The sequence below is a fragment of the Thalassotalea castellviae genome, from assembly GCF_031846185.1.
In the GTDB taxonomy this organism is placed as follows: domain Bacteria; phylum Pseudomonadota; class Gammaproteobacteria; order Enterobacterales; family Alteromonadaceae; genus Thalassotalea_H; species Thalassotalea_H castellviae.
The window spans coordinates 100,720-125,192 of record NZ_JAVRIF010000011.1; the positions used below are offsets into that span (position 1 = coordinate 100,720).

The 24,473-nt window shown below is 37.3% G+C and carries 25 protein-coding genes and 1 rRNA gene; 11 read left to right on the forward strand and 15 right to left on the reverse strand.

The window, feature by feature from the left end; genetic code table 11:
- Positions 1 to 124: 124 nt before the first annotated feature.
- Complete coding sequence (gene rraA / locus RM573_RS16155; protein ID WP_311584408.1) at positions 125 to 610, forward strand: ribonuclease E activity regulator RraA; 486 nt, start codon at positions 125 to 127, stop codon at positions 608 to 610.
- A gap of 17 nt (positions 611 to 627) precedes the next feature.
- Here rraA and RM573_RS16160 read toward each other — a convergent pair whose 3' ends face one another.
- Together RM573_RS16160 and hutI are read right to left on the reverse strand one after the other, a co-directional pair.
- The gene (locus RM573_RS16160; protein ID WP_311584411.1) at positions 628 to 2,727 is read right to left on the reverse strand and encodes an EAL domain-containing protein; all 2,100 of its coding nucleotides are present in this window, start codon (positions 2,725 to 2,727) and stop codon (positions 628 to 630) included.
- Positions 2,728 to 2,823: 96 nt separating this feature from the next.
- Positions 2,824 to 4,068, reverse strand: coding sequence for an imidazolonepropionase (hutI, locus tag RM573_RS16165; protein WP_311584414.1), 1,245 nt, complete (start codon positions 4,066 to 4,068; stop codon positions 2,824 to 2,826).
- A 214-nt stretch (positions 4,069 to 4,282) separates the two neighbouring features.
- On the opposite strand from hutI, the gene hutC reads away from it, so the two are divergent.
- The 3 genes from hutC to hutU are packed head-to-tail and all read left to right on the forward strand — an operon-like array spanning position 4,283 to position 8,554.
- Complete coding sequence (gene hutC / locus RM573_RS16170; protein ID WP_311584417.1) at positions 4,283 to 4,993, forward strand: histidine utilization transcriptional repressor HutC; 711 nt, start codon at positions 4,283 to 4,285, stop codon at positions 4,991 to 4,993.
- 15 nt (positions 4,994 to 5,008) lie between these two features.
- Positions 5,009 to 6,526 carry a histidine ammonia-lyase gene (hutH, locus tag RM573_RS16175; RefSeq protein ID WP_311584420.1) on the forward strand — a complete coding sequence of 506 codons (1,518 nt, stop codon included), beginning with the start codon at positions 5,009 to 5,011 and terminating at the stop codon, positions 6,524 to 6,526.
- Between the two features lie 15 nt (positions 6,527 to 6,541).
- On the forward strand, positions 6,542 to 8,554 hold the full coding sequence (gene hutU, locus RM573_RS16180; RefSeq protein ID WP_311584423.1) for a urocanate hydratase: 2,013 nt from the start codon (positions 6,542 to 6,544) through the stop codon (positions 8,552 to 8,554).
- Positions 8,555 to 8,679: 125 nt separating this feature from the next.
- On the opposite strand, the gene RM573_RS16185 is transcribed toward hutU, so the two are convergent.
- Genes RM573_RS16185 through RM573_RS16200 form a run of 4 tightly spaced genes read right to left on the reverse strand, consistent with a single transcriptional unit; the run spans position 8,680 to position 11,210 of the window.
- Positions 8,680 to 8,910, reverse strand: coding sequence for a hypothetical protein (locus tag RM573_RS16185; protein ID WP_311584426.1), 231 nt, complete (start codon positions 8,908 to 8,910; stop codon positions 8,680 to 8,682).
- A gap of 23 nt (positions 8,911 to 8,933) precedes the next feature.
- The gene (locus RM573_RS16190) at positions 8,934 to 9,815 is read right to left on the reverse strand and encodes an NAD(P)-binding domain-containing protein (protein ID WP_311584429.1); all 882 of its coding nucleotides are present in this window, start codon (positions 9,813 to 9,815) and stop codon (positions 8,934 to 8,936) included.
- A 22-nt stretch (positions 9,816 to 9,837) separates the two neighbouring features.
- Positions 9,838 to 10,311 (reverse strand): nuclear transport factor 2 family protein, encoded by a 474-nt coding sequence (locus RM573_RS16195; RefSeq protein ID WP_311584431.1) that lies wholly within the window; start codon positions 10,309 to 10,311, stop codon positions 9,838 to 9,840.
- Complete coding sequence (locus RM573_RS16200) at positions 10,305 to 11,210, reverse strand: bifunctional GNAT family N-acetyltransferase/hotdog fold thioesterase (protein WP_311584434.1); 906 nt, start codon at positions 11,208 to 11,210, stop codon at positions 10,305 to 10,307. The genes RM573_RS16195 and RM573_RS16200 overlap by 7 nt, the downstream gene beginning before the upstream one ends.
- A 52-nt stretch (positions 11,211 to 11,262) precedes the next feature.
- On the opposite strand from RM573_RS16200, the gene RM573_RS16205 reads away from it, so the two are divergent.
- Positions 11,263 to 12,009: a polyamine aminopropyltransferase gene (locus RM573_RS16205; RefSeq protein ID WP_311584437.1), complete on the forward strand. Its 747-nt coding sequence runs from the start codon at positions 11,263 to 11,265 to the stop codon at positions 12,007 to 12,009.
- Positions 12,010 to 12,013: 4 nt separating this feature from the next.
- Here RM573_RS16205 and dtd read toward each other — a convergent pair whose 3' ends face one another.
- Genes dtd through RM573_RS16220 form a run of 3 tightly spaced genes read right to left on the reverse strand, consistent with a single transcriptional unit; the run spans position 12,014 to position 14,274 of the window.
- Positions 12,014 to 12,451: a D-aminoacyl-tRNA deacylase gene (dtd, locus tag RM573_RS16210; RefSeq protein ID WP_311584440.1), complete on the reverse strand. Its 438-nt coding sequence runs from the start codon at positions 12,449 to 12,451 to the stop codon at positions 12,014 to 12,016.
- Positions 12,448 to 13,416 (reverse strand): prolyl aminopeptidase, encoded by a 969-nt coding sequence (gene pip / locus RM573_RS16215; RefSeq protein ID WP_311584443.1) that lies wholly within the window; start codon positions 13,414 to 13,416, stop codon positions 12,448 to 12,450. Before pip ends, dtd begins: the two co-directional genes overlap by 4 nt.
- Before the next feature lie 3 nt (positions 13,417 to 13,419).
- Positions 13,420 to 14,274, reverse strand: a complete 855-nt coding sequence (locus RM573_RS16220; RefSeq protein ID WP_311584445.1) for a virulence factor BrkB family protein — start codon at positions 14,272 to 14,274, stop codon at positions 13,420 to 13,422.
- Between the two features lie 85 nt (positions 14,275 to 14,359).
- Here RM573_RS16220 and RM573_RS16225 point away from each other — a divergent pair, with 85 nt between their 5' ends.
- Both RM573_RS16225 and RM573_RS16230 read left to right on the forward strand, forming a co-directional pair.
- Complete coding sequence (locus RM573_RS16225; protein WP_311584448.1) at positions 14,360 to 14,584, forward strand: hypothetical protein; 225 nt, start codon at positions 14,360 to 14,362, stop codon at positions 14,582 to 14,584.
- Positions 14,585 to 14,589: 5 nt separating this feature from the next.
- Complete coding sequence (locus tag RM573_RS16230; protein ID WP_311584450.1) at positions 14,590 to 15,231, forward strand: DUF2959 domain-containing protein; 642 nt, start codon at positions 14,590 to 14,592, stop codon at positions 15,229 to 15,231.
- 6 nt (positions 15,232 to 15,237) lie between these two features.
- On the opposite strand, the gene RM573_RS16235 is transcribed toward RM573_RS16230, so the two are convergent.
- The 3 genes from RM573_RS16235 to typA form a co-directional block, all read right to left on the reverse strand.
- Positions 15,238 to 15,414, reverse strand: a complete 177-nt coding sequence (locus tag RM573_RS16235; protein ID WP_311584453.1) for a hypothetical protein — start codon at positions 15,412 to 15,414, stop codon at positions 15,238 to 15,240.
- Positions 15,415 to 15,458: 44 nt separating this feature from the next.
- The gene (locus RM573_RS16240; RefSeq protein ID WP_311584456.1) at positions 15,459 to 15,644 is read right to left on the reverse strand and encodes a hypothetical protein; all 186 of its coding nucleotides are present in this window, start codon (positions 15,642 to 15,644) and stop codon (positions 15,459 to 15,461) included.
- A 369-nt stretch (positions 15,645 to 16,013) separates the two neighbouring features.
- On the reverse strand, positions 16,014 to 17,831 hold the full coding sequence (gene typA / locus RM573_RS16245) for a translational GTPase TypA (protein WP_311584459.1): 1,818 nt from the start codon (positions 17,829 to 17,831) through the stop codon (positions 16,014 to 16,016).
- A 304-nt stretch (positions 17,832 to 18,135) separates the two neighbouring features.
- On the opposite strand from typA, the gene glnA reads away from it, so the two are divergent.
- The 4 genes from glnA (at position 18,136) to glnG (ending at position 22,745) form a co-directional block, all read left to right on the forward strand.
- A complete protein-coding gene (glnA, locus tag RM573_RS16250) occupies positions 18,136 to 19,542 on the forward strand; it encodes a glutamate--ammonia ligase (RefSeq protein WP_311584462.1) in 1,407 nt (468 codons plus the stop codon).
- 112 nt (positions 19,543 to 19,654) lie between these two features.
- Positions 19,655 to 20,182 (forward strand): DUF4124 domain-containing protein, encoded by a 528-nt coding sequence (locus RM573_RS16255; protein ID WP_311584466.1) that lies wholly within the window; start codon positions 19,655 to 19,657, stop codon positions 20,180 to 20,182.
- Positions 20,183 to 20,259: 77 nt separating this feature from the next.
- Positions 20,260 to 21,348, forward strand: coding sequence for a nitrogen regulation protein NR(II) (gene glnL, locus RM573_RS16260; RefSeq protein WP_311584469.1), 1,089 nt, complete (start codon positions 20,260 to 20,262; stop codon positions 21,346 to 21,348).
- Positions 21,345 to 22,745, forward strand: coding sequence for a nitrogen regulation protein NR(I) (glnG, locus tag RM573_RS16265; RefSeq protein WP_311584472.1), 1,401 nt, complete (start codon positions 21,345 to 21,347; stop codon positions 22,743 to 22,745). The genes glnL and glnG overlap by 4 nt, the downstream gene beginning before the upstream one ends.
- A gap of 10 nt (positions 22,746 to 22,755) precedes the next feature.
- Here glnG and RM573_RS16270 read toward each other — a convergent pair whose 3' ends face one another.
- The 3 genes from RM573_RS16270 to rrf all read right to left on the reverse strand — a co-directional run bounded on the left by RM573_RS16270 (position 22,756) and on the right by rrf (position 24,378).
- Entirely contained in the window at positions 22,756 to 23,136 is a 381-nt protein-coding gene (locus RM573_RS16270; protein WP_311584475.1) for a MerC domain-containing protein, read from the reverse strand.
- A gap of 70 nt (positions 23,137 to 23,206) precedes the next feature.
- Complete coding sequence (epmA, locus tag RM573_RS16275; RefSeq protein WP_311584478.1) at positions 23,207 to 24,175, reverse strand: elongation factor P--(R)-beta-lysine ligase; 969 nt, start codon at positions 24,173 to 24,175, stop codon at positions 23,207 to 23,209.
- Positions 24,176 to 24,263: 88 nt separating this feature from the next.
- Positions 24,264 to 24,378 (reverse strand): 5S ribosomal RNA (gene rrf / locus RM573_RS16280).
- Between the last annotated feature and the right edge of the window lie 95 nt (positions 24,379 to 24,473).

A 24,473-nucleotide genomic window follows, 5' to 3' on the forward strand; every position in this document is an offset into this window, starting at 1 on the left:
CTTTCATTATAGATTACAAGTAATAACGATTAAATTTAACATCGCTGGCTCTTGTACCTAACTATAGGCGCTGTATACTCTTATTAAAAATAACTCTCATTTAAAGTTAATTAAGGAAACTACAATGGAATATAACACTTCAGAGTTGTGCAACATTTATGCAGATTTAGTTGACGTTTTAGAGCCTATTTTTTGTAATTATGGTGGTCGTAGTTCATTCGGCGGAACAGTTGTTACCATTAAGTGTTTTGAAAGTAATGGCATTATTGAGCAGATAGTACAAACCGACGGTACAGGTAAAGTACTTGTTATTGACGGTGGAGGCTCTACACGACGTGCCTTAATCGACATTAATATTGCTGAAACTGCAGCCAGTAATAACTGGGAAGGAATAATTTGCTACGGTAGTGTCCGTGATGTTGACGCGCTTGAAGAGGTAGACATAGGGATTCAAGGATTGGTTTCTATCCCTGTTGGAGCAACAGATACCGCTTATGGCGAAAGCGACCTAGCCGTTAATTTTGCTGGCGTCACTTTTTTACCCGATGACCACGTTTACGCAGATAACACGGGAGTTATTCTTTCTCCTGAACCTTTAGATATAGAATAACTATTTGCCCTTATGGTTTAATTACACTGTTGTTTTTGCCAGTGCGCCAGCCATTTTGGCGCATCATCAACACTCAGTCCTTGATGAATCGATTGACCTTGAGCAATATCTCCGCCTATCGCTAGATAAGATTTTTCAATTTCTCGATTATTGATGCCAACAGCAACAATTGGTATTTCCATTTTACGAATTAAATTTATCAGAGCATTCACTATCGTTTTCTCCGATTGATCATTTTGTTGATTATTCAGTAAGGCACAATCAATTTTCACTTGTTGGATTGCCGTTCTTCGAAGATACCTTAACGCTTCATAACTACCTGAAAAATTATCAATTGATATTTTAATCCCTAATGCTTTTAATTGATCAATCATCATCCGCGCTCTAAAGGCGGAGTCGAGTAATACTTGCTCACTTAGTTCTATGATTAAATACTCGACTGAAACCGACACTGTTTTCGCTTGCTGCTCAATAAAGTCAGTAAGCTCGGTTTCTAGTAAATCTTTACTCGATAAGTTTATTGCTACATAGGCTGGCATTCCCGAACGATGCATATTCGATAACAGTTCAAAAGCTTGTGTGATCATTTGTTTTGTTAATTGATAAATTTCACCACTGAACTCAGCTATTTCATTAAATTCATTGGTTGATAAACTTACGCCATCGCTATCTTGCCATTCGATAGTTAATTCAAAGCCTTTAAATTGTTTATCTAATAAAGAGATTTGTGGCTGAGCTAACCAGTTAATTCGTTGATGAATAATATCTTGTTTTAATTTTTCCATTTTTGCCAAATGGCGTTCTGTGTATACGGCAGCCTGTGTGTTAAAATAACTAACCCTTTCATCTTGGTTTTCACCGGATAATAATGCATCACTTGCGTGTGCAATTAACTGTTCAAAATCTAACTTATCATCAGAAATAGCGGCGCCAAACGCTAATTCAAAGTTCAATGAAAAACTTTTAAAGCTCATGGCTTGTGGGACCGCTGCTACTAGTTTTTGACAAATATCTTCTACGACAATTTTCACAGGGTGATTTGATAAACGGGTATCAAGTACAATTAAAAAATCTAAGCCTTGCAGACGAGAAATTCGCACGGGCGTGCTTTCATCATTAAAGTTCACTAATAATTGTTCATCACAAACACACTGCTGTAAATTAAAAGCGAGTTGTAATAATAAAATATCGGAATTTTGGTGACCTAGTACTTTATTTACTTGATAAAAATTGAGTGGTTTAAATACAATTGCTACAAATGGACTATCAGGTTTATTACTCACAATTCTTTTTAAACGTAATAAGCTTTGCTGATAACTCGGTAAATTCGTGATTGGGTCTAACGGAACAACACTAGTCTCAAATTTATTACTTTCTCGTTCTGATTCAATTGTTAATGTTGTTAATTGGTGTTGTATCGCTTCAACGATCCCCCAACAACCGTTTACAATAGCAAATAAATAACTCAACACACTCAAACTAAGTACCCAAACAATTGACGCTTGAACATTTAGCCATAAATAAAGAGCTACACCATAGAAGGCAACGGAGATGATTAAAATTGTCATTCGCCTGTTAGCCGTTTTGTTTACTCGAGAATGATAAGCCGTAAATCCTGTTAAAAGGACTAGAGACCCAATAAATACTAACCAGAGTTGAAAAACATCAACTTCACGCAGCCAGAAAACACTACAGATAAACGCAACACAAGCCCCCACCATAACCCAAGTTAAGATTTTTGTTATCACATTCTGACTAAGACTCGTTTGCAGCCACAAAAATGCCGACAACACAAAAACAGCGCCTGAAATTAGCAACGTTGGGGTTTGCCATTGAGACAACGACGTAAAAGCAAAAAATTGCATTAATAACGACAAGGTTAATAATGCCAGAAAACGCCATTTCACCCGAAGAACAGGTTTTAAAAGCGCCATAATAATCAATAAAGGTAAGCTCAAACCTAATACAAAGGCAATATTAAATTCAGCAAAACTGTATGTGGGTAGGCTCTCAAGTTGGTTTGCGGCAAACACAAAATGTGGCACAAATAAAAAACTAGAAACGACAAGCCAAAGCTGTTTTATAACAACGCGAAAGCGTAAAGTACGTTTGTGCATGATTAACCTTAAAGCATTTATACCGCAATACTACTTGTGCTAAGACTAATCAATACGATTACTTTTGTACAGCAATCAAGCATACAACCGCATTAATTATATGACTCTTTTGCCTGCTTGATACAATGTGACCAGGGGATTTACTCCAAATTGATAACATAATTCTGCAGGCTGTTTTATATCCCAACAAGCTATATCGGCATCAAAGCCTACGGCAAATTTTCCTTTAGAGTTAGCTAAACCAAGCGCTTTAGCGCCATGACAAGTGACACCAGCGAGTGCCTCAGCCGGTGTTAATCGAAAAAAAGTACACGCCATATTAAGCATTAATTGTAAGTTATTGATTGGCGACGAGCCGGGGTTAGCATCGGTAGCAATTGCCATGGGTACTTGGTGTTTTCTTAATAAATCAACCGGTGGCAATTGTGTTTCTCTAAGAAAATAAAATGCGCCGGGTAATAATACGGCCGTCATCTCTGCCTTTTTCATTGCAGAAATTCCTGCTTCATCAAGAAATTCGATATGATCTGAAGAAAGCGCGTTATATTTCGCCGCTAATTCACTGCCTCCTAAATTTGATAATTGCTCTGCATGGACTTTTACTGGCAAGCCAAATTTTCGAGCACAAGCAAATACACGTTCGGTTTGAGCAAGATCAAACCCGATCCCTTCACAAAAAACGTCAACGGCATCCGCTAACTTTTCTTGAGCTATTTTAGGGAGCATTTCATTACAAACCAAATCAATATACTCATCAGGTTTGTCCTTATATTCCACCGGCAGCGCATGAGCGCCTAAAAATGTACGTTTAATGGTAACGGAAACTGTCTTGGCAAGCATGCCTGCTACATTTAACATTTTGACTTCGTTTTCGACATCAAGTCCATAACCTGACTTAATTTCTACCGTAGTAACGCCTTGCTGATGAAGTGCCGTTAAACGTTTTAACGCTGCATCAAATAATGTTTGTTCACTTGCTTTTCGGGTAGCAGATACCGTAGACACTATACCACCGCCTGCATTGGCTATTTCTTCATAACTTTTACCTTCTAAACGCATTTCAAATTCATTGGCGCGATCGCCCCCGTAAATTAAATGGGTATGGCAATCAATCAACCCTGGTGTTAACCACTGGTTGTTACCATCAATCACTTCAACGGTTTCTTTATCGTATGCAGGTAAATCCATTTCTTTGCCTAACCAAGCAATTTTACCATCCGATATTGCGATAGCTCCTTGTTCAATAACGCCATAGCCGGCAGCACCTTCAGACATTGTGGCTAAATTTACATTAACAAAAAGGGTTTGCCAGTTTACAGGTGAGCGCAAAGGTGAAGTCATGTTAAATAATCCAAAAGTTTTAATCGTTGAAAAAGCGACTAGGCTTTATGAGCAACAGGTAGATTTCAATGTAATAAGTGACATTTTACCCGATAGTGAAAACATTCGCAATAGTTGTATATACAACTATTGACACGCAGAAATAATCGTGAGATTGTATATACAAGAATGTAGTAATACGCTCATTATATAATAAATTTTGGAAATCTTATCGATGACGCAAGTAAAAGCAGCAAAATTTACCATCATTAAAGATCATATTTGTAAAATGATCGAATCAGGTGAATGGCTTCAACACAGTAAAGTGCCTTCTGAAAATGTCTTAGCAGAGCAATTTTCAGTCAGCAGAATGACCGCACGCCGAGCATTACAAGAATTAACGGAACAAGGCTTACTCGTAAGAACCCAAGGAGCTGGCACTTTTGTCGCCACTTTTAAATCGCAATCATCACTTTTAGAAATTCGTAATATTGCAGATGAAATTCAAGAGAGAGGTCATCAACATCACGCTCAACAAATCGAATTAATCGCCGTTGATGTCAATCATGAATTAACCATTTTGTTAGGTTTAAAAGAAGGTGAGAGTGTTTTTTATTCTGAAGTTTTACACTTTGAAAATAATGAGCCGATTCAATTAGAGCAACGCTATGTTAACCCTAAATTAGTGCCCGATTATTTACAGCAAAACTTTGCCGAAATTACCCCTCATGAATATTTATCGAGTGAAGCACCGTTAACTGAGGCGACCAATGAAGTTGAAGCCGTGTTAGCCAATCAGGAGACATGTGCACATTTGAACATTGAAACAACAACCCCTTGTTTACAAGTTAAGCGTCGCACCTGGTCGAGTAAAGGTGTAGTGAGCTTAGCGATATTAACGGCTCCCGGTAATAAGTACCGCTTAGGTAGCCATTTAGTTTTTTAATTTTGGAGCAATAAGATGACGTTTAAATATGGTGTTGACCGTTTAAATCTTGATATTGTTAATGGTATTGCTAACGGTAGTATCAAGGCTGAACTTTGCCAAGAAGCATTAGATAAAATTAACACAAGCAGACAACGTGTTGAAAAAATGGCCGCTTCAGACAAAGCGGTATATGGTATTAACACTGGCTTTGGCCCGTTATGTGATACGCAAATATCACCTGAAGATACAAATTTATTACAGAAAAACTTATTAATAACCCATGCTGTTGGTGTCGGTGAACCCATAGCAAAAGCCATCTCTAAGTTAATGTTAATCACTAAAGTACATGCGTTAAGTCAAGGCTTCTCAGGCATCCGTTTAGAGACGGTTGAAAGAATGTTAACCTTTCTTGAGCTTGATTTAATACCAGTTGTACCTGAGCAAGGTTCAGTGGGTGCATCTGGTGATTTAGCGCCGTTATCTCACTTATTTTTACCTTTGTTGGGTGAAGGTGAATTTTGGGATAATAAAGACGGGCAAACGGGTAAAACAGTTCCTGCAGCGCAAGCATTAAAAGAGCACGGCTTAGCGCCAATGGAATTACATGCGAAAGAAGGTTTAGCGTTAATTAACGGTACACAATTTATTTTGTCACATGGCATTACCGCGCTAACAAAAATGCGTTACTTATTAGACCTAGCAGATATGACGGGCGCGATGAGTATTGAAGGCATGCAAGGTAGCGAATCCCCTTTTAGAGATGAGCTTCATCAAACGCGTGCTTTTAAAGGTAATTTAGAAGTTGCGGCACGTATGAGAAGTTTTTTTAAAGACTCACAAAACATGTCTGCTCATGAAGAATGTGACCGAGTACAAGATCCCTATTCTCTTCGTTGTATTCCACAAGTGCATGGTGCATCACGTAATGCCTATTATCACTTAGAAGAATTAGTTGAAATCGAAATGAATTCAGTGACCGATAACCCAATCGTTATTAGTAGCGAAGAAGCTATCTCAGGTGGTAGTTTCCATGGACAACCACTTGCTATGGTACTTGATTACGCATCTATTGCAGCTGCAGAGCTAGGAAACATTTCTGATCGTCGTTGTTATTTATTATTAGAAGGTTTACACGGTTTACCAAGGCTATTAACCACGGCTGGCGGTTTAAACTCAGGGATGATGATCCCACAATATGCAACGGCTGCTTTAGTAACAGAAAACAAGTCACTGTGTTTTCCACCATCAGCCGATAGTGTCCCTACCTCAATGGGTCAAGAAGATCATGTTTCTATGGGCAGTATTTCCGGTAGAAAACTCAATCAAATATTAGGTAATTTAGAGAAGATACTCGCTATCGAATTAATGTATGCAGCACAGGCTATAGAGTTTAGACGGCCAAATAAATGTTCAGACATTATTGAAAAAAACCACCAATTAATTCGAGAAAAAGTGACTAAGTTAGAAGAAGATAGACTGTTAAAGCCAGATATTGATGCCATGATCACCTTAGTAAAATCTCAAGCATTTATCGTTAACTTTAACCATTAATAAAGGGATATAACTATGACTGATTCAATGACTTTCAAAGAAGAAATTAAACAAGGTATCCCAAGTGAATTGCCACCAGCAAAGCCTTATCCTGAAAATGCGAACCGTGCGCCAAAACGCAAAGATATTTTAACGGTTGAAGAAAAACAGTTAGCGGTTAGAAATGCGTTACGTTATTTTCCAAAAGCATGGCATCAAGAACTTGCAACTGAGTTTGCGCAAGAGTTAAAAGATTTCGGCCGTATTTATATGTACCGCTTCAAGCCAAGCTATCATTTAAAAGCACGCTCCGTAACTGATTATCCGGCTAAATGTCAGCAAGCGGCGGCCATTATGTTAATGGTTGATAATAATTTAGATCCAGCCGTTGCTCAGCATCCTGAAGAATTAATTACCTACGGTGGAAACGGTGCTGTTTTCCAAAATTGGGCACAATACTTATTAGCGATGAAGTATTTAAGTGAAATGGAAAGTGATCAAACGTTGCATATTTATTCTGGTCACCCGATGGGGTTATTTCCATCCAGTGAAGATGCCCCTCGTGTTGTCGTGACAAATGGTATGATGATCCCTAACTACTCAAAGCCTGATGACTGGGAAAAGTATAATGCTTTAGGCGTTACGCAATACGGTCAAATGACTGCAGGGTCATTTATGTACATTGGCCCACAAGGGATAGTGCATGGCACTACCATCACAGTGATGAACGCGTTTCGTAAAGTGTTAAACAAAGGAGAAAAACCACAAGGCAAGATTTTCCTGACCGCCGGCTTAGGCGGCATGAGTGGCGCGCAACCAAAAGCGGGTAACATTGCTAACTGTATAACGGTTTGTGCTGAAGTGAATGCCAATGCCGCCACTAAACGTCATCAACAAGGTTGGGTAGATGAATTAATTGATAACATGGATGAGCTCATCAGCCGCGTTAAAAAAGCGCAAGCTAATGATGAAGTAGTTTCAATTGCCTATATAGGTAACATTGTAAATGTCTGGGAAAGCTTTTATGAACAAGATATTTACGTACATTTAGGCTCTGATCAAACATCTCTTCATAACCCGTGGTCAGGTGGTTATTATCCGGTTGATATTAGCTATGAAGAGTCAAACCGTTTAATACGTGAAGAGCCAGAAGTGTTTAAAGAAAAAGTACAAGCGAGCTTAAAGCGTCATGCTGATGCGGTGAATAAGCACACAGCACGTGGGACTTATTTCTTTGATTACGGCAATGCCTTCTTACTTGAAGCATCTCGCGCTGGTGGTGATGTGATGGCTGAAAATGGCATTGACTTTAAATACCCATCCTATGTGCAAGATATTTTAGGCCCTATGTGTTTTGACTATGGTTTTGGTCCATTCCGCTGGGTTTGTGCATCGGGTAAACCTGAAGACTTAGATAAAACAGATGCTATTGCAGCCCAAGTACTGAAAAAAATTATGCAAGAATCGCCTGAAGAAATTCAGCAACAAATGCAAGACAACATTACGTGGATTGAAGATGCGAAACAAAATAAGTTGGTAGTAGGCTCTCAAGCTCGTATTCTTTATGCTGATGCACAAGGTCGTATGGAAATAGCGAACGCATTTAACGACGCGATTGCAGCAGGAGAAATTGGTCCTGTCGTATTAGGTCGAGATCACCATGATGTGTCAGGTACGGACTCACCATTTCGTGAAACATCAAACATTTATGATGGTAGTCGTTTCACTGCCGATATGGCTATTCACAATGTGATTGGCGATAGTTTCCGGGGCGCAACGTGGGTATCAATTCATAACGGCGGCGGTGTTGGTTGGGGTGAAGTCACTAACGGTGGTTTTGGTATGTTACTTGACGGCTCTAAAGCAGCGGAGCGCCGATTAAAATCAATGTTGTTATTTGATGTTAACAACGGTATTGCCCGACGAAGCTGGGCACGTAACGAAGAAGCCAACTTTGCGATTAAACGTGAAATGGCACGCACTCCTAAGCTTAAAGTGACATTAGCCAACTTAGTGGAAGACGATATTTTAAATAACTTATCGCTGTAGTTGCCTGACGCTGATTTTCACTAAATTGGCATCTACGATTTAAACTTTAAGAATAGTAAAGCCGGCACTCGCCGGCTTTTTAGCATTGTTTGCTCTGGGGAGTCCTTCAGTTATTCAACACTGGATTATAGGGTTTTAACTTTTTCGCTAAACAGCGCTCTTACTCGAGTGATGCCAGAATAAAACCCAACCGTTACTAAAATACTCAATATATATACGACAATCGCCTTCACATTGAAGTTTTCTTGCCAATAAATACTCAGCCCTTCACTTGAACCATAAAATAAATTGAGTATTAAAATATGAATAAAAAGGTAAAGCGCTAACAGAAAAAGTTTATTTTTAAAATAATGCATAAATTTATATCGCCTAACAATAACTAACCGTCATTCAATTTTTTATCTTGCTCAGTATTTATTAGCCAAGCTATTAAGTCATCATATTGATATTGGTAGCCTAGAGTATTCCGTATTTTATCACTCAGGACTTTCCGCCTAGACTCAGCTACCTCGGTTTGAGTATCAAAACGAGGCGGAGCAACATTAAACGCTTTAGCAGCAACCGTATAAAAATATTTCTTTGTCACATGGGTTTCGCTAACCGCATTAAATACACCTTGAATAGAATCGTTTTTTATCATCAACAGAATTTGGCCAACCATGTCCGCTTGATGAACTAAATTAACATAGGCTTTAGGTGATGTTAGTACTCTGTTATTTTTAAAGAAAATAGCTGGATGCCTTTTAGGGCCAACTAAACCAGCTGCCCTGATCACCACTCCTTGGTTTGAAAAATCGAGTACATGCTGTTCAGCTTGGCTAAGCAGTTTTACCTTTTCAATATTATTGTTTAATTTTGCCGACTCAGTTATATCACCATCAATCCCTTCATAAACAGCCGTAGAACTGATCAAGATCACTTTTCCAACATGACAGCTTTCGGCCTGTTTTATAATGGCAGCAATATGATCAGGATAGTCTTTTTTACCTTTTCTAATGCCAGGCGGAATACAGATAATCAGAGTTTGACAACGAAATACCGTTGGAACACTGTTATTGACCTGATTCATAGGCAAAGAAAGCAATTCAGCTTGCGCCCCCAATTCGTGTATTACTGAGAGATTTTCAGTGTGTTGAGTGGTTGCAACGACTTGATATTTTTCTTGAACTAACGCTGTGACAAGCGCTTTGCCTAACCAACCACAACCAATAATACCAACTCTTTCTTGCTCATTTTTATGACGGTCTTGTTCAGCGTTCATTACAGTAAACTCATGATTAGGGTTAACTTGTCTTTTGAATTAATCCAACAACTTGCTTAGATAGATCATTAGGAATTGGAATCGATAAATTATACTGCAAAATTTTCCAGTGATTATTAACTTTAAGTAATATCCCAGTGCCTCGACATTGACCATAATTTTTATTAAAAAGCAGTTCATCAAAAAACGCGATGTCAGTATCGTTAACTATAGTGATATTTCTTTGTGTCGATTCATATAGCCAGCCAATTTTTTGATTAAAATGTGGTTTGACATATTTTTTAAATTCTTCTTTTGTCCAACGCTCATTTCCATCCGTTCCTAAAAATACCGCTTGTTCCGCAAATAAATTAAAATATGCCTCATAATTTGCTTCTGCAGCAGCCAGATGAAAACGTTCAAGCGTTTGATTGATTATTGTTTTTTCAATCGACGACTGCGCGACAACTGAACTGGCGACAATAAATAACCCCGCACACAATAGCATTCTTAACATTGATTTTTTTCCTTGTTGATCACAACATACTTGCCAATAAATTTTGCTGCTACTGTATCACCACTATAAACATTTACTGAAATGGTCATTTTCGCCTTACCGTTTTCGACTAAGTGCTCTGTGCTCCCATCTACAAGCAATTGTTCTGTTTTAGCACATGACACACCATTAATAGGCGCTAAATATTTAATATTTCCCTCGGCTAAAACAATATCTCCATGGCAATGGCTGTTTTGTAAAAGTAAATACACCCAACCCCACCCCGTTAATGTGGCAAGAGTATAAATACTGCCAGCAAACATTGTGTTATGAAGGTTTTTATTAAACATAGGATCGCAATGAGTGACCAATTCTAAACCATCGTAATAGCCAATATTGATATTCATTGCTTTACTTAAAGGAATAGTTTTATGCCAAACGTCCATTAAATTTTTCGCTTGTTTGCTACGATGAGTTAATAAAACACTCAACTTTTTCGTCATAGCATAATGTTGAATATCACCATACAATAAATGTGCTTTTCCCATATTTTGATAACCAGATTTTAGATAAAACGCTAAGGCAACTTCTCGAGCATTTAGCTCAATCAATGTCGCACCACGTTTTTGCGCTTCTGCTTCTAAAGAGTCAAGCAAGCATTTCCCCATTCCGCTCCCTTGTGCTGTATCAGCAACCGCCATATAGCGTATTTGAGCTTGGTTTTCGTTGGTAAAGTGTAATCTGCCAACGGCTATTGCATTACCTTTTTGATCGAATATAGCGCGATGAATTGCTTGATCTTCAAGATTATCTAATTCGCTACCTCGTTCTTTGCCCCATGGCGAACGTAATATCAACCAACGTAAATAATAATATTGTTCAAACTCTTTTTTTGTTTTAGGTGTTCTGCAAGTGATCATTGTCTATGCTTATAGTAATAGTATTGTCATTCTAATAATTATTTGATATTTAATGAAATTAGCCGCTCAATTACAACAAAGTAAATTACTTTATTTGCATCAAGGCAACGAAAATTTAGCGGTTGCTGAAAATGAACATTATCGCTGGATTTTATTTGATGATGTTGTGCAAAGCATCATGTTAAAGCGAGTGCCTAGTAAACTGACTATTCCACATCAATATTTTATGATGTTACCTCTGTTGTTTCACGTACCCAATAAAATTATTGAATTAGGTTTAGGTGGTGGCAACCTTGTTCGTTATTTAACGAATATTTTACCTAACAGTGAGATATTAAGCATCGAATATAATGCACAAGTGATTGAGTGCTTTGAAAACTTCTTTAATCCACAAAACATACAACAACCCATAGCTCATTCTTCCTTTGAACTGTGGTTAGCTAAGCAAAAGAAACAGCAACGCTGTGATTGGCTTATTTATGATATTTATCAAACAGATGAAAACCCTCAATACTTTCTTAAACAAATAAAGCGTGTTTTAAATAAAATCGATAAAAATACTTGGTTAACCATTAACTTGCCCGATTTAAATGAACATGATCTCAATATCGCGTTATTGCATCTATCTTCGCTGAAAGGCAGCCGAATGATGCGCTATTTTCATATTCCTTATTACAAAAATATTATTATTCACTTAACGCCGATTGATGCCGTACTAAGTGATAACAACTCAGTTCTTCCTCATTATGCCTTAACTCGTTTGGCTAGGTTTTGGCAACACGGCATGGTAAATAGATAAAAAATTAAATAGATAAAGTAAAGGTTACTGGTCCATCATTTAACAATCGAACTTTCATATCTGCACCAAATTGACCAGTTGGTACTTTAAAGCCTTGCTTTCTTAATTGCTGACAAAAATATTGATACAAATTGTCACTAAATTTTGGCTCTGCAGCAGAAGTAAAGCTAGGTCTCATTCCTTTCGTGGTATCTGCAGCTAATGTAAATTGCGAGACCACTAAAATGTCTCCTTGCACCTGCTTCACATTTAGGTTCATTTTACCGTTTTCATCTTCAAACACTCGATAACCAGCAACGCGTTCAGCCAGTCTTGCCGCTTTTTTTTCATTATCATCTGGCTCAATCGCTAATAACACTAACAGTCCATGATTTATTTCACCGATTATTTGCTGATTAACTTCGACGCTAGCCTCTGTGACACGTTGGAGTAAGGCAATCATCTTTTAGTCTCTTGTAAAAAGTTCGCCATGACATCGGTTGCCTTACAAAGTGCATCGATTGTTTGACTCTCAAAGCCGCTATGCCCTGCTTGAGGTAAAATTTGTAAACTGGCATTTACCCAATGCTTGGTTAAATTTGCCGCGGTATTCAATGGGCAAACCATGTCATATCTTCCATGGATAATAATCGCAGGTATATCACTGATGTTAGCAATATTATTAAGAATATAATTTTCTTCAATAAAGCAGTGATGATAAAAGTAATGATGAGAAAGCTGTGCCATACATAAAGCTTGATGACTATCTTCTATTTGCGCCATGCCTATATGGTGATGTTCAATGGTTGAAAGCCTTAATTCCCATAAATACCATGCTTTACACGCAGCAATTTTAGCGACTTCATTATCAGATGAAAATATTTGCTGATAACCTTCAAGTAAATTATCTTGAAAGTTACCTTCAAGAGGTTTGATAAAATCTTGGTAATATTCAGGAAAAAAACGTTCAGCGCCATCCACCTGATACAACCAATCATATTCTTTTTTCGTCCCTAAAAAAATGCCTCTTAAGATAAAACCAAGCACAACTTGGGGATATCGAATACCATAGATGAGTGCTAAGGTAGTTCCCCATGACCCACCAGAAATCAACCATTTATCAATAGACAAGTGTTGTCGTATCTTTTCAATATCTTCAATCAAAAAGTCTGTGTGATTGTTTTCAATTGACGGTGAAGGCTTTGACTGTCCACAACCACGTTGATCAAAAATAATAATACGGTATTTTTCAGGATCAAAATATCGACGATGATTATTACTTGAACCACCGCCAGGACCACCATGCAAATACAAAACAGGTATACCATTAGGGTTTCCTGATTGCTCTAGATAAATTTGATGAACATCATCTACCTTAAGCCATTCGTGATGATAATGTTTAATTTTAGGGTATAAAGCACGAGACATTATTTAGTCCTTTTGCTGTGAAAAATCTTCAAGGCATACGGTAAACAAGGCGCCAAACAGAACAACCAACCAAGACAAATATACCCATAAAAACAAAATAGGGATCCCCGCTAATGCCCCATATATTGCTTGATATGAAGGAAGCTGCGTGACATAAAAAGCAAAACCTTTTTTCGCAATTTCAAACAAAACGCCCGCCAAAATGGCACCTGAAAGAGCAAATTTAAAACTCACATCTTTATTAGGAACGACAATATATAAAATAAAAAACGCAAAAATAGAGGCGATAATCGGTAAAAGCCGTAATAAAACATTAGCAACACCTAAAACATCATAATCACCTAACGACATCAATGAAACAATATAAGAAGTGGCAGCTATACTACTACCGACAAGAACAGGGCCTAATGTTAATACCATCCAGTACATTGAAAATGAAGTTACGATCTTACGCTTTTTATCAATGCGCCATAATTTGTTAAGACTTTTATCAATTGCAGAAATCAACATGAGTGCAAAAAGAAATAAAAAAGTAATTGCAATGGCTGACATTTTAGAAGCATTTGCGACAAACCCCGTAATATATTCTCTAACTACATCCCCTGTAGCAGGTAAAAAGTTATGATAGACAAAACCTTCGATCATATCTTTAATATCTGAAAAAATAGGGAATGCCGTCATAACTGACAACATAACAACCATCAGGGGAACCAATGACATCAAGGTTACATATGATAAATACCCCGCCGTCACATGGACTTGTTCGGCATTCATACGGCGCAAAAAAAACCAAAAAAACTTAGCGGTTTTTGTCCAAAGTGCTGAATTTAACAATTTGTTAATAAATTCCATAATCATTAGTAGTTAATATTCCTGTATTTACAGTATATTATGATTAACAAGATTTATTCTATAATGTTTTATTAAGAAAAAGAGGTGTTTTATGTCAGGTCAAGGTTCAGGTGGAAACGTATTAGCGGCTATTTGTAGTTTTTTTATTCCCGGCTTAGGCCAACTCGTTCAAGGTAGAATTTTAGCGGCGATATTCTTCTTTATCGCGATGGCAATTTCGTGGGTACTGGTTTGGTTATTAGTTGGTTGGATTTTAGTTCCTATCGTCTATTTATGGTGCATCATTGATGCTGCTCGTTATAAATCCTCGGATTAGCCAATATGTTTTATAAAACAATTATTCTAATATTTGCTTTGCTTTTGCTTAATGGTTGTCAATCAGCTTATTACTCAGCAATGGAGAAAGTAGGTACCCATAAAAGAGATATCTTAATTGACAGAGTTGAAGAAGCAACTACTTCTCAAGAGGAAGCGAAAGAAGAGTTTATTAGCGCCTTGGAGCAACTCTCTAAATTAATCGCTTTTGATGGTGGTGAATTACAAACTCAATATGAATTAAGTAAAGATAGTTTTGAATCAAGTCAAGAAGCAGCAGAAGAGGTTTCAGCACGCATTGATGCGATTGAAGATGTTGCTGAAGCTTTATTCGATGAATGGCGTGATGAAATAAAGCAATACAGTAATCAATCACTTAAAAGACAAAGTGAGCGACAACTTAATACAACTGAAAAACGTTATTTAACTGTGATAAAAGCTATGCATAAAGCAGAAGATAGAATGTCACCCATTTTAGCTTCACTAAAAGACAACATGCTTTATTTAAAACATAACCTTAATGCCAAAGCAATTGGCGCGTTAAAAGGTGAATATAAAGTAATTAAACAAGATATTGATCGTTTAATTATGCAAATGAATCAATCGATTAAGGATTCACAAGCTTTTATTACCGCATTAAAATCTTAGTATCGCTTACTGGTAAGGGTTTTTAAACTTAAAAGGATCTAAATTAATCTCATTAATGGGATCAATATGTTGATTAACTTTAGCAAGAAGATCTGAAAGTTGTTTTATTTGGTCTGGGCCGGCAGCACCCTCTTCAAAAAGCCGGCTTAATTTTTGTAAGGTGATTAATTGTTCGGGAGACACCGTTCATTCCTTTGGCAGAAATACTTAAATTTTTATAATTATGGTTATGAATTAATTGCGACTTTACGGGGTTGCTGATATGAAGTGCTCGAACGAGGTTGCTCGCGACCATCATTGATGAACTCGTTATACAAACTTTTTAATTCTCGTTTCTCAATGATATTTGCACTTTCAGCAACCATTTTTTCAAACAAAGAATTTAATCTATTTAATTTGCTTTGTTCCATCATATATTATCCCGCTTTCGCGAATACTCCATTACTGTCATTAACATACAAGCGTTTTGTTACTTCATAATAAATTGTAGCAAACGTTTGATAATGCGCTAGTCACTATGAATGTATCAAAATGAAAAACAAATGTTACTAGTTTGTATATGTAGTTTTAAATGTCATGATTAACAATGATTTAAAGTATTTTTATTTGTCACTATACAGGAAGAATAGTACGAATTCTGATGGCAGTTTAAGATATGTCTTACATAATGAGATGTAAGTTATGACGTTTATCCTACAAAGTTAACAATAGGTTAACCGATACAAAAATACCGCATTATTCAGTGAACAATGCGGTATTTTATTAGATAAAATTAGTCGAGTTTATTTTGCTGCGCGACCTTCACGTTTACGATCAGACTCTTTTAAGAATTTTTTACGTATACGAATACTATCTGGTGTAACTTCTACTAACTCATCATTATCGATAAATTCTAACGCTTGTTCTAACGACATAATGATTGGTGGCGTTAAAGTTTGTGCTTCATCCGTACCTGATGAACGTACGTTTGTTAATTGCTTACCTTTAAGCGCATTTACTGTTAAGTCATTATCGCGTGAATGAATACCGATAATTTGACCTTCATAAATATCTAAACCATGTCCAATTAACATACGACCGCGAGATTGTAAGTTAAATAATGCGTTAGTTAACGCCTTACCAGTGGCATTAGCAATCATCACACCATTTAAACGTTGACCAATATCTCCGCCTTTATGTGGACCATATTTTAAGAAAGTATGGTAGATCAAGCCAGAACCAGAAGTAATAGTCATAAACTCAGTTTGGAAACCGATTAAACCGCGACTCGGCATGATAAAGTCCATACGGATACGGCCTTTACCATCAGGCGCCATATCTGTTAGTTCAGCTTTACGAACACCCATTTTTTCCATGATGGTACCTTGATGCTCTTCTTCTACATCAATAGTAACAGTTTCATAAGGTTCTTCTATTTGACCATCAACTTCACGCATGATTACTTCAGGACGAGAAACAGCTAATTCGTAGCCTTCACGACGCATATTTTCTATTAAAATACCTAAGTGAAGTTCACCACGGCCTGAAACTTTAAATTTGTCAGGATCGTCTAACTGTTCAACACGTAATGCTACGTTATGTACAAGCTCTTTATCTAAACGATCTTTAATATTACGCGACGTGACATACTTCCCTTCTTGACCTGAAAACGGTGAAGTATTTACTTGGAATGTCATGTTGATTGTTGGTTCATCAACAGACAATGGTGGTAATGCATCAACTTCATTTGGACAACAAATTGTGTCAGAAATCTTGAGTTCACCTAATCCCGTAATCGCTATGATATCACCAGCATGTGCGATATCTGTTTCATGACGTTCAAGGCCTAAATAACCAAATACTTTACCCACTTTACCGTTATGAAGTTTACCATTTGCGCCTTCAACAGTAACTTGTTGGTTTGGTTTTACAGAGCCACGAGTAATACGTCCAACACCAATAACACCTAGATATGAACTGTAATCAAGTTGTGATATTTGCATTTGAAACGCACCATCTTGATCTGCATTTGGTGGTGGAACTTGATCAACAATCGTTTGGAAAAGTGGCGTCATATCGGTGCCAACTTCACCTTCTTCCATTGAAGCCCAGCCATTTATTGCTGAAGCATATACCACTTGGAAATCTAATTGATCATCGCTAGCACCTAAATTATCGAACAAATCAAAAACTTGGTCCATTACCCATTCAGGACGAGCACCAGGCTTATCAATTTTGTTAATAACGACAATTGGCTTTAACCCTTGTGCAAAAGCTTTTTTCGTGACAAAGCGTGTTTGCGGCATTGGGCCTTCTTGCGCATCAACAATAAGAAGCACTGAGTCAACCATTGACATCACACGCTCAACTTCACCACCAAAATCAGCATGGCCAGGAGTATCAACGATATTTACACGATAATCGTTCCAGTTGATGGCAGTATTTTTAGCAAGGATAGTGATACCACGTTCTTTTTCGATATCGTTTGAATCCATGACACGTTCTTCAAGACCATTTCTTGCGTCAAGTGTGCCTGACTGATCTAATAGTTTATCAACCAAGGTCGTTTTACCATGGTCAACGTGGGCGATAATCGCTACATTACGTAATTTCTCTAACACGGGCTTTTGCTCATAGGGCTATAATTGGGCGCGGATTATACAGGATTATTGCCGCTATAGCGACAACTAAAATATTAGCCCCCTATTTAATCTATGAACTAGAATACCCCAATATGATCCACAACACTTTCATGCACCAATAAAGAACATTGACCGCACCAATATGGTGCTAACCATTAACCTTAAAATAGCTAACCAGTTGTTTTTTAATCATTTAATGCTTGGCATGATAATCGCTTATAACGAAACATAAACATAATGCCTTGCATTTAATTATTTACGATAACTTCACTGGAGACACTCAATGTCACAAGCAGTATTAGATTTAATCAAAGAAAACGATGTAAAATTCGTTGATTTACGTTTTACTGATTCGAAAGGTAAAGAACAACACGTTTCGATTCCTCATCACCAAGTAGATGAAGACTTCTTCGAAGATGGTAAAATGTTTGACGGCTCTTCAATTCAAGGCTGGAAAGGTATCAACAAATCTGACATGGTTTTAATGCCTGATCCAGCTTCAGCAGTTTTAGACCCATTCACAGATGCTGTAACATTAAATGTTCGTTGTGATGTCGTCGAACCAGATACTATGCAAGGTTATAGCCGTGATCCTCGTTCTGTGGCGAAACGTGCAGAAGAATATTTACGCTCAACAGGCATTGCAGATACAGTTTTAATTGGTCCAGAGCCTGAATTTTTCTTATTTGATGACGTCCGTTTCCATACGGATATCAGTGGTTCTTTCTTCAAAGTTGATGATAAAGAAGCGGTTTGGAATTCTGGTACTGAATATGAAGAAGGCAATATGGGCCATCGTCCTGGTCTTAAAGGTGGTTACTTCCCTGTTTCTCCAGTAGATTCTTCACAAGATATTCGTTCTGCAATGTGTACTGTTATGGAAGAAATGGGCTTAGTTGTTGAAGCACATCACCATGAAGTTGCCACTTGTGGTCAAAATGAGATCGCATGTCGTTTTAACACGATGGTATTAAAAGCTGATGAAGTTCAAATTTACAAGTATGTTGTTCATAACGTTGCACACGCCTATGGTAAAACAGCGACTTTCATGCCGAAGCCATTAGTTGGTGATAACGGTTCTGGTATGCATGTTCATCAATCTTTAGCAAAAGATGGTGTAAACTTATTCTCTGGTGATAAGTACGGCGGATTATCTGAAATGGCGCTTTATTACATTGGCGGTATTATTAAACACGCTAAAGCATTAAACGCATTTACTAACCCAGCAACTAACTCATACAAACGTTTAGTGCCTCACTTTGAAGCGCCAATTATGCTTGCTTACTCAGCAGCTAACCGTTCTGCATCGATTCGTATTCCAGTAGTACCATCTCCAAAAGCTGCTCGTATTGAAGTACGCTTCCCAGATCCAGCTGCAAACCCTTACTTAGCATTCTCTGCTTTGTTAATGGCTGGTCTTGACGGTATCAAAAACAAAATTCACCCTGGTGATGCAATGGATAAAGATTTATATGACCTTCCAGCTGAGGAAGCATTATCAATTCCACAAGTTGCTACTTCATTAACTGATGCTCTTGATGCATTAGAAGCAGACCGCGAGTTTTTAACTGCTGGTGGGGTGATGGATGATGATATGATTGATGCATATATTGAGCTTAAACGAGCAGATTGTGAGTTATTAAATACATCAACTCACCCTGTTGAATTTTCAATGTATTATAGCGTTTAATCTACATTTAAAAGTCATTAAGATTAAAAAGCTCACTCTGGTGAGCTTTTTTTGTGGCGAAAATTATATAATTTGATAGATTAAGGGTATATCGATTAAGTAAGGGATTTATTTGACTAATTTGAAATTATTCGTTGTCATGATTTTAACAATTGTGATTTCGTTACCAATATCAGCTACTTCGACTAAAATTTACGTTTGGCGCAATGCCGACGGTGTTTTAGTGTATTCTGATAGCCCCAAACCTGGCGCAGAAGAAGTAGACGTTAAAGAACCGAATAATATGTCTTCCTCCATCGACACTTCCATTTTAGATATCAATCCCAAAACCATCGAAGAAAAATATCAAGTAGAAATATCTCAACCAGCAAACAATGCAACAATCAGAGATAACACTGGTTCTGTATATGTGTCTGGTCGTATTAAACCTATTTTTAAACAAGGGTTAAAAATACAATTGAAACTTGATAACCAGCCCTACGAAAAACCACAAACCCACTCAATGTTTGTCTTACGAAATGTTGAACGTGGAGAACATCAATTAAAAATGGATTTAATTAACGATAAAGGCAAGGTAATTGCATCTTCTGAACCAGTAACCTTTTATATGCATAGAGCCTCAGTAATTCGAGCTAATTAAGCATTAAAAAGGTGCATTGAGCACTTTAACGGACTACACTTAATTAAAATCGCACCAAAACAGTGCGTTGAGAATTTATGGTTAATTCAGAAAGCAATAATCAGCATAGTAAGCTTTATTATCAGCAAAACCTGCCTAATCAAATGGTAACGGCAGTCATTGTGCTAAATAAAGAATTACGTATTCAGTATGTTAACCCCGCAGCTGAAGCGCTTTTAATTAAAAGTTTTAATAAATTAGCGGATCAACAGCTTAAGTCTATATTCTTTAATAATCCGATTAACGATAATCGCTTAAATCAATTACTCACCTCAGGACAAGAGTTTAGTGATAGCGATGTTATTTTGGAGTTTTTTGACCGGCGCAAAATTACAGTCGAAATCACGGCATCTTCCGTCGATTTTGATAAATCACCACACATTCTTCTCGAATTCAAGCAAATCGATCAGCAAAAACAAATTAGTGTCGAAGCTTTTCAACAACTCCAATGGGAATCAGCAAGAGATCTCATAAGAGGGTTAGCGCATGAAATAAAAAACCCATTAGGTGGATTGCGCGGTGCTGCTCAATTATTAAATAAAGAATTAGCAACAGAGCAACAAGAATATACACAAATGATCATTGAGCAAGCTGACCGATTAACAAATCTAGTAGATCGATTATTAGGCCCTAATCAATTGCCAAATGTTTCTGATCAAAATATTCATGTGGTACTTGAAAAAGTTGCGCAACTAACGAGTTTTAATAAGCCTGAAAATGTCACCATAATCAAAGATTATGACCCTTCTATCCCTGACATTACTTTTGACCCTGACAAACTTCAACAAGCAATCTTGAATATCGTTAATAATGCGCTGCAAGTACTAGGTCCAGATGGCAAAATCACATTAAAAACTCGGGCTACCAGCAATAAAACCATCAACGGTAAGCGAATAAAACTTGCTATGCAGCTGAGCATTATTGATAACGGACCAGGTATTCCAGAAAAAATTCAGAATACTTTGTTTTACCCTATGGTGTCGGGTCGTGCGAATGGTACAGGTTTAGGCTTATCTATTTCGCAAACATTAATTAATCAACATCGTGGCAAATTATCTTGTATCAGCCAACCAGGCCATACTGAATTTATAATCATATTACCAATTACGGAAGCGACAAAATCATGATCACAGAACAAGTATGGATTGTAGACGATGACAGTTCAATCCGTTGGGTGCTAGAAAAAGCATTGTCAAACGCAAGCATTAGTGCGGCATCATTTGATAGTGCTGAAAACCTTCTAACCGCACTAGACCACGGGCAACCAGAGATAATTATTTCTGATATAAGAATGCCCAATATCGATGGCATGGAGCTGTTAAGCGATATTAATCATCGTTTCCCTAATATACCTGTAATTATCATGACCGCGCATTCTGATCTTGATAGCGCAGTAAATGCATACCAAGGTGGTGCATTTGAGTACTTACCTAAACCATTTGATATTGATGAAGCGCTAGCACTAACTCGTCGTGCCTTAACCCATGCACAAGAATTAAAAGCTAAAACCCGAACGCAAGAAACTACTTCGGTACCTGTCGGTATTATAGGCGAAGCCCCTGCCATGCAAGAGGTCTTTAGAGCTATTGGCCGATTATCTCGCTCAAGCATTAGTGTGTTAATCAATGGCGAATCCGGTACGGGTAAAGAACTCGTTGCTCATGCTTTGCATTTACATAGTCCACGAGCAAAAGAGTCTTTTATCCCTTTAAATATGGCAGCTATACCAAAGGATTTGATTGAGTCTGAACTCTTTGGACACGAAAAAGGTGCATTTACTGGTGCAAACACCGTAAGGCACGGGCGTTTTGAACAAGCACATAATGGCACTTTATTTTTAGATGAAATTGGCGATATGCCGCTGGATATTCAAACCAGACTCTTAAGAGTTTTAGCTGACGGCCAATTTTACCGTGTTGGTGGTCATTCACCGATAAAAGTTGATGTGAGAATTCTTGCCGCAACACACCAAAATCTAGAGGATAGAGTTAATAATGGTGATTTTCGTGAAGACTTATTTCACAGACTCAATGTTATTAGAATACATATCCCTAGCTTGAGAGAAAGAAAAGAAGATATTGCTCAACTTGCGAATCACTTTTTAGTACAAGCTGCTCAAGAATTGAGTGTTGAGCCAAAAACATTAGAAAAATCAACTTTAGAGTATTTATTAAATTGTGAATGGCCGGGTAATGTTAGACAACTTGAAAACATTTGTCGTTTCTTAACGGTTATGGCAAGTGGCAAAGAAATACATATTAATGATTTACCTAGTGAACTTTCTGAAACTACTCCAACAATCACTGATAGCCAAAATAATTGGCAAGGTTTATTACAACAATGGGCAAATGAGCAATTAAATGCTGGAAATCAAGGGATAATCGATCATGCGTTACCCATTTTTGAAGAGATACTCATAAAATGCGCGTTAGCCAATACGAAAGGGCATAAACAAGAAGCAGCTAAAAAGTTAGGTTGGGGAAGAAATACTTTGACTCGAAAACTTAAAGATTTGAATATGTAGCAAAAATTAACTATTTGCTACATTCATGTTCATTACATTGTTTACAACTATTACATAATTTAATATTAATAATATGAGCAGCAACTATAAGTGTTGCTCCTATCATTATAAAAAATGGTTGTACCGCTTCTGAAAAATCGTGTTTTTGCCAATACACTACGACACCAAGCATTAACAAATAAAACGGGTATAATTTTTTATGATAACGCTTAAAGCCAGAAAACATAGCAATTGAACCTAGAATGGCAGTCACGATTAAAAAGATATGCTCCCAAGTATGATCGGCTAGAAATCCAATACCGAGTAAAGGCAATGCCGGTAAAATTACAGGCAGCAGTATACAGTGCAAGGCACATAAAGATGTTGCTGTGATGCCAATTCTATCTAACACGTTATTCCGCTCAGTTACTATCAATCTAATTTTGATATATTATCACACTTGATACAGTATCACAAAACAATTATGCATTGGTGATATTAAATGTCATTGTCGATGCGATATCTGGTTTATCAAGTGCTAACATCAATAATCTATCTATACCAACTGCTACTCCTGCACAGGCTGGTAAGCCATTTTCTAAAGCAGCAAGGAATAAACGATCTAAAGGTTTATCTTTTTTTCCGAGAGAATGTCGTTTTGCGTTATCAGTCTCGAAACGACTGATTTGTTCACGAGGATCAGTTAACTCATTAAAACCATTCGCTAACTCAACGCCTTTATAATAACATTCAAATCGTTCTGCTACTCTAGGATCATCTGTAGATAGTTTAGCTAAAGCAGATTGACTGGCAGGATAATTATATATAAAGCACGGTACATCGCTCCCTAACTGGTTTTCAATGCATTCTGAGAACAACACTTGTAATAACACGTCTTTATCTTGCTCTGTATCGATCCAATCTCCTAACACTTTATGATCACTTAAAGTCTCTTTAAGTAATGCATTGGTACAGGTTAGCGGATCAACTTTTAAATACTTTAGAAATACCTGTTGGTAGGTCATCCTTTCCGCTTCACCACACTTTAATGTAAGGCTGAGTAAATCAGCTAATTCATCCATAAGTTGAAAATGATCAAAATCGATTCGATACCATTCTAAGATAGAAAATTCTGGGTTATGAAAGCGACCATGACTTTCGTGCCGAAAAGCCTTACATATCTGATAAATTGATTGATAACCAGAAGCGAGCAACCTTTTCATAGCGAATTCGGGCGAAGTTTGTAAAAATAAATTTTTAGATGAAGATCTAGAAGCAAAGTCGTACCGACAGGAAAAACTATCTAAATAAACATCCGTAACTGTGCCATGGCTCAGCAATGGCGTTTCAACTTCTAAGATATTACGAGAATAAAAAAACTCTCTAATAGATCGAATAACACTCGCACGCTGTTGAGCAACCTCCCAACAAATTTTACTTTCCCACGACATACTTATAAGCACTTAATCTTAAAATGAATACTGTAAACGAAAAAAGCCCTTGTCGAAAGACAAGGGCTTTTTATACTTTAAAAAGGGTGTCTGGTAATGTCCTACTCTCACATGGGAACTCCCACACTACCATCGGCGCTAACGCATTTCACTTCTGAGTTCGGAATGGGATCAGGTGGTACTACGTCGCTATTGTCACCAGACAAAAAAACATTATTAGTTAGGAAATTAAACTGAGATAAAATTCACTAAATATTAATGTTTTAGCAAAAAGCCCGTCACTCTCGTAACGGGCTTC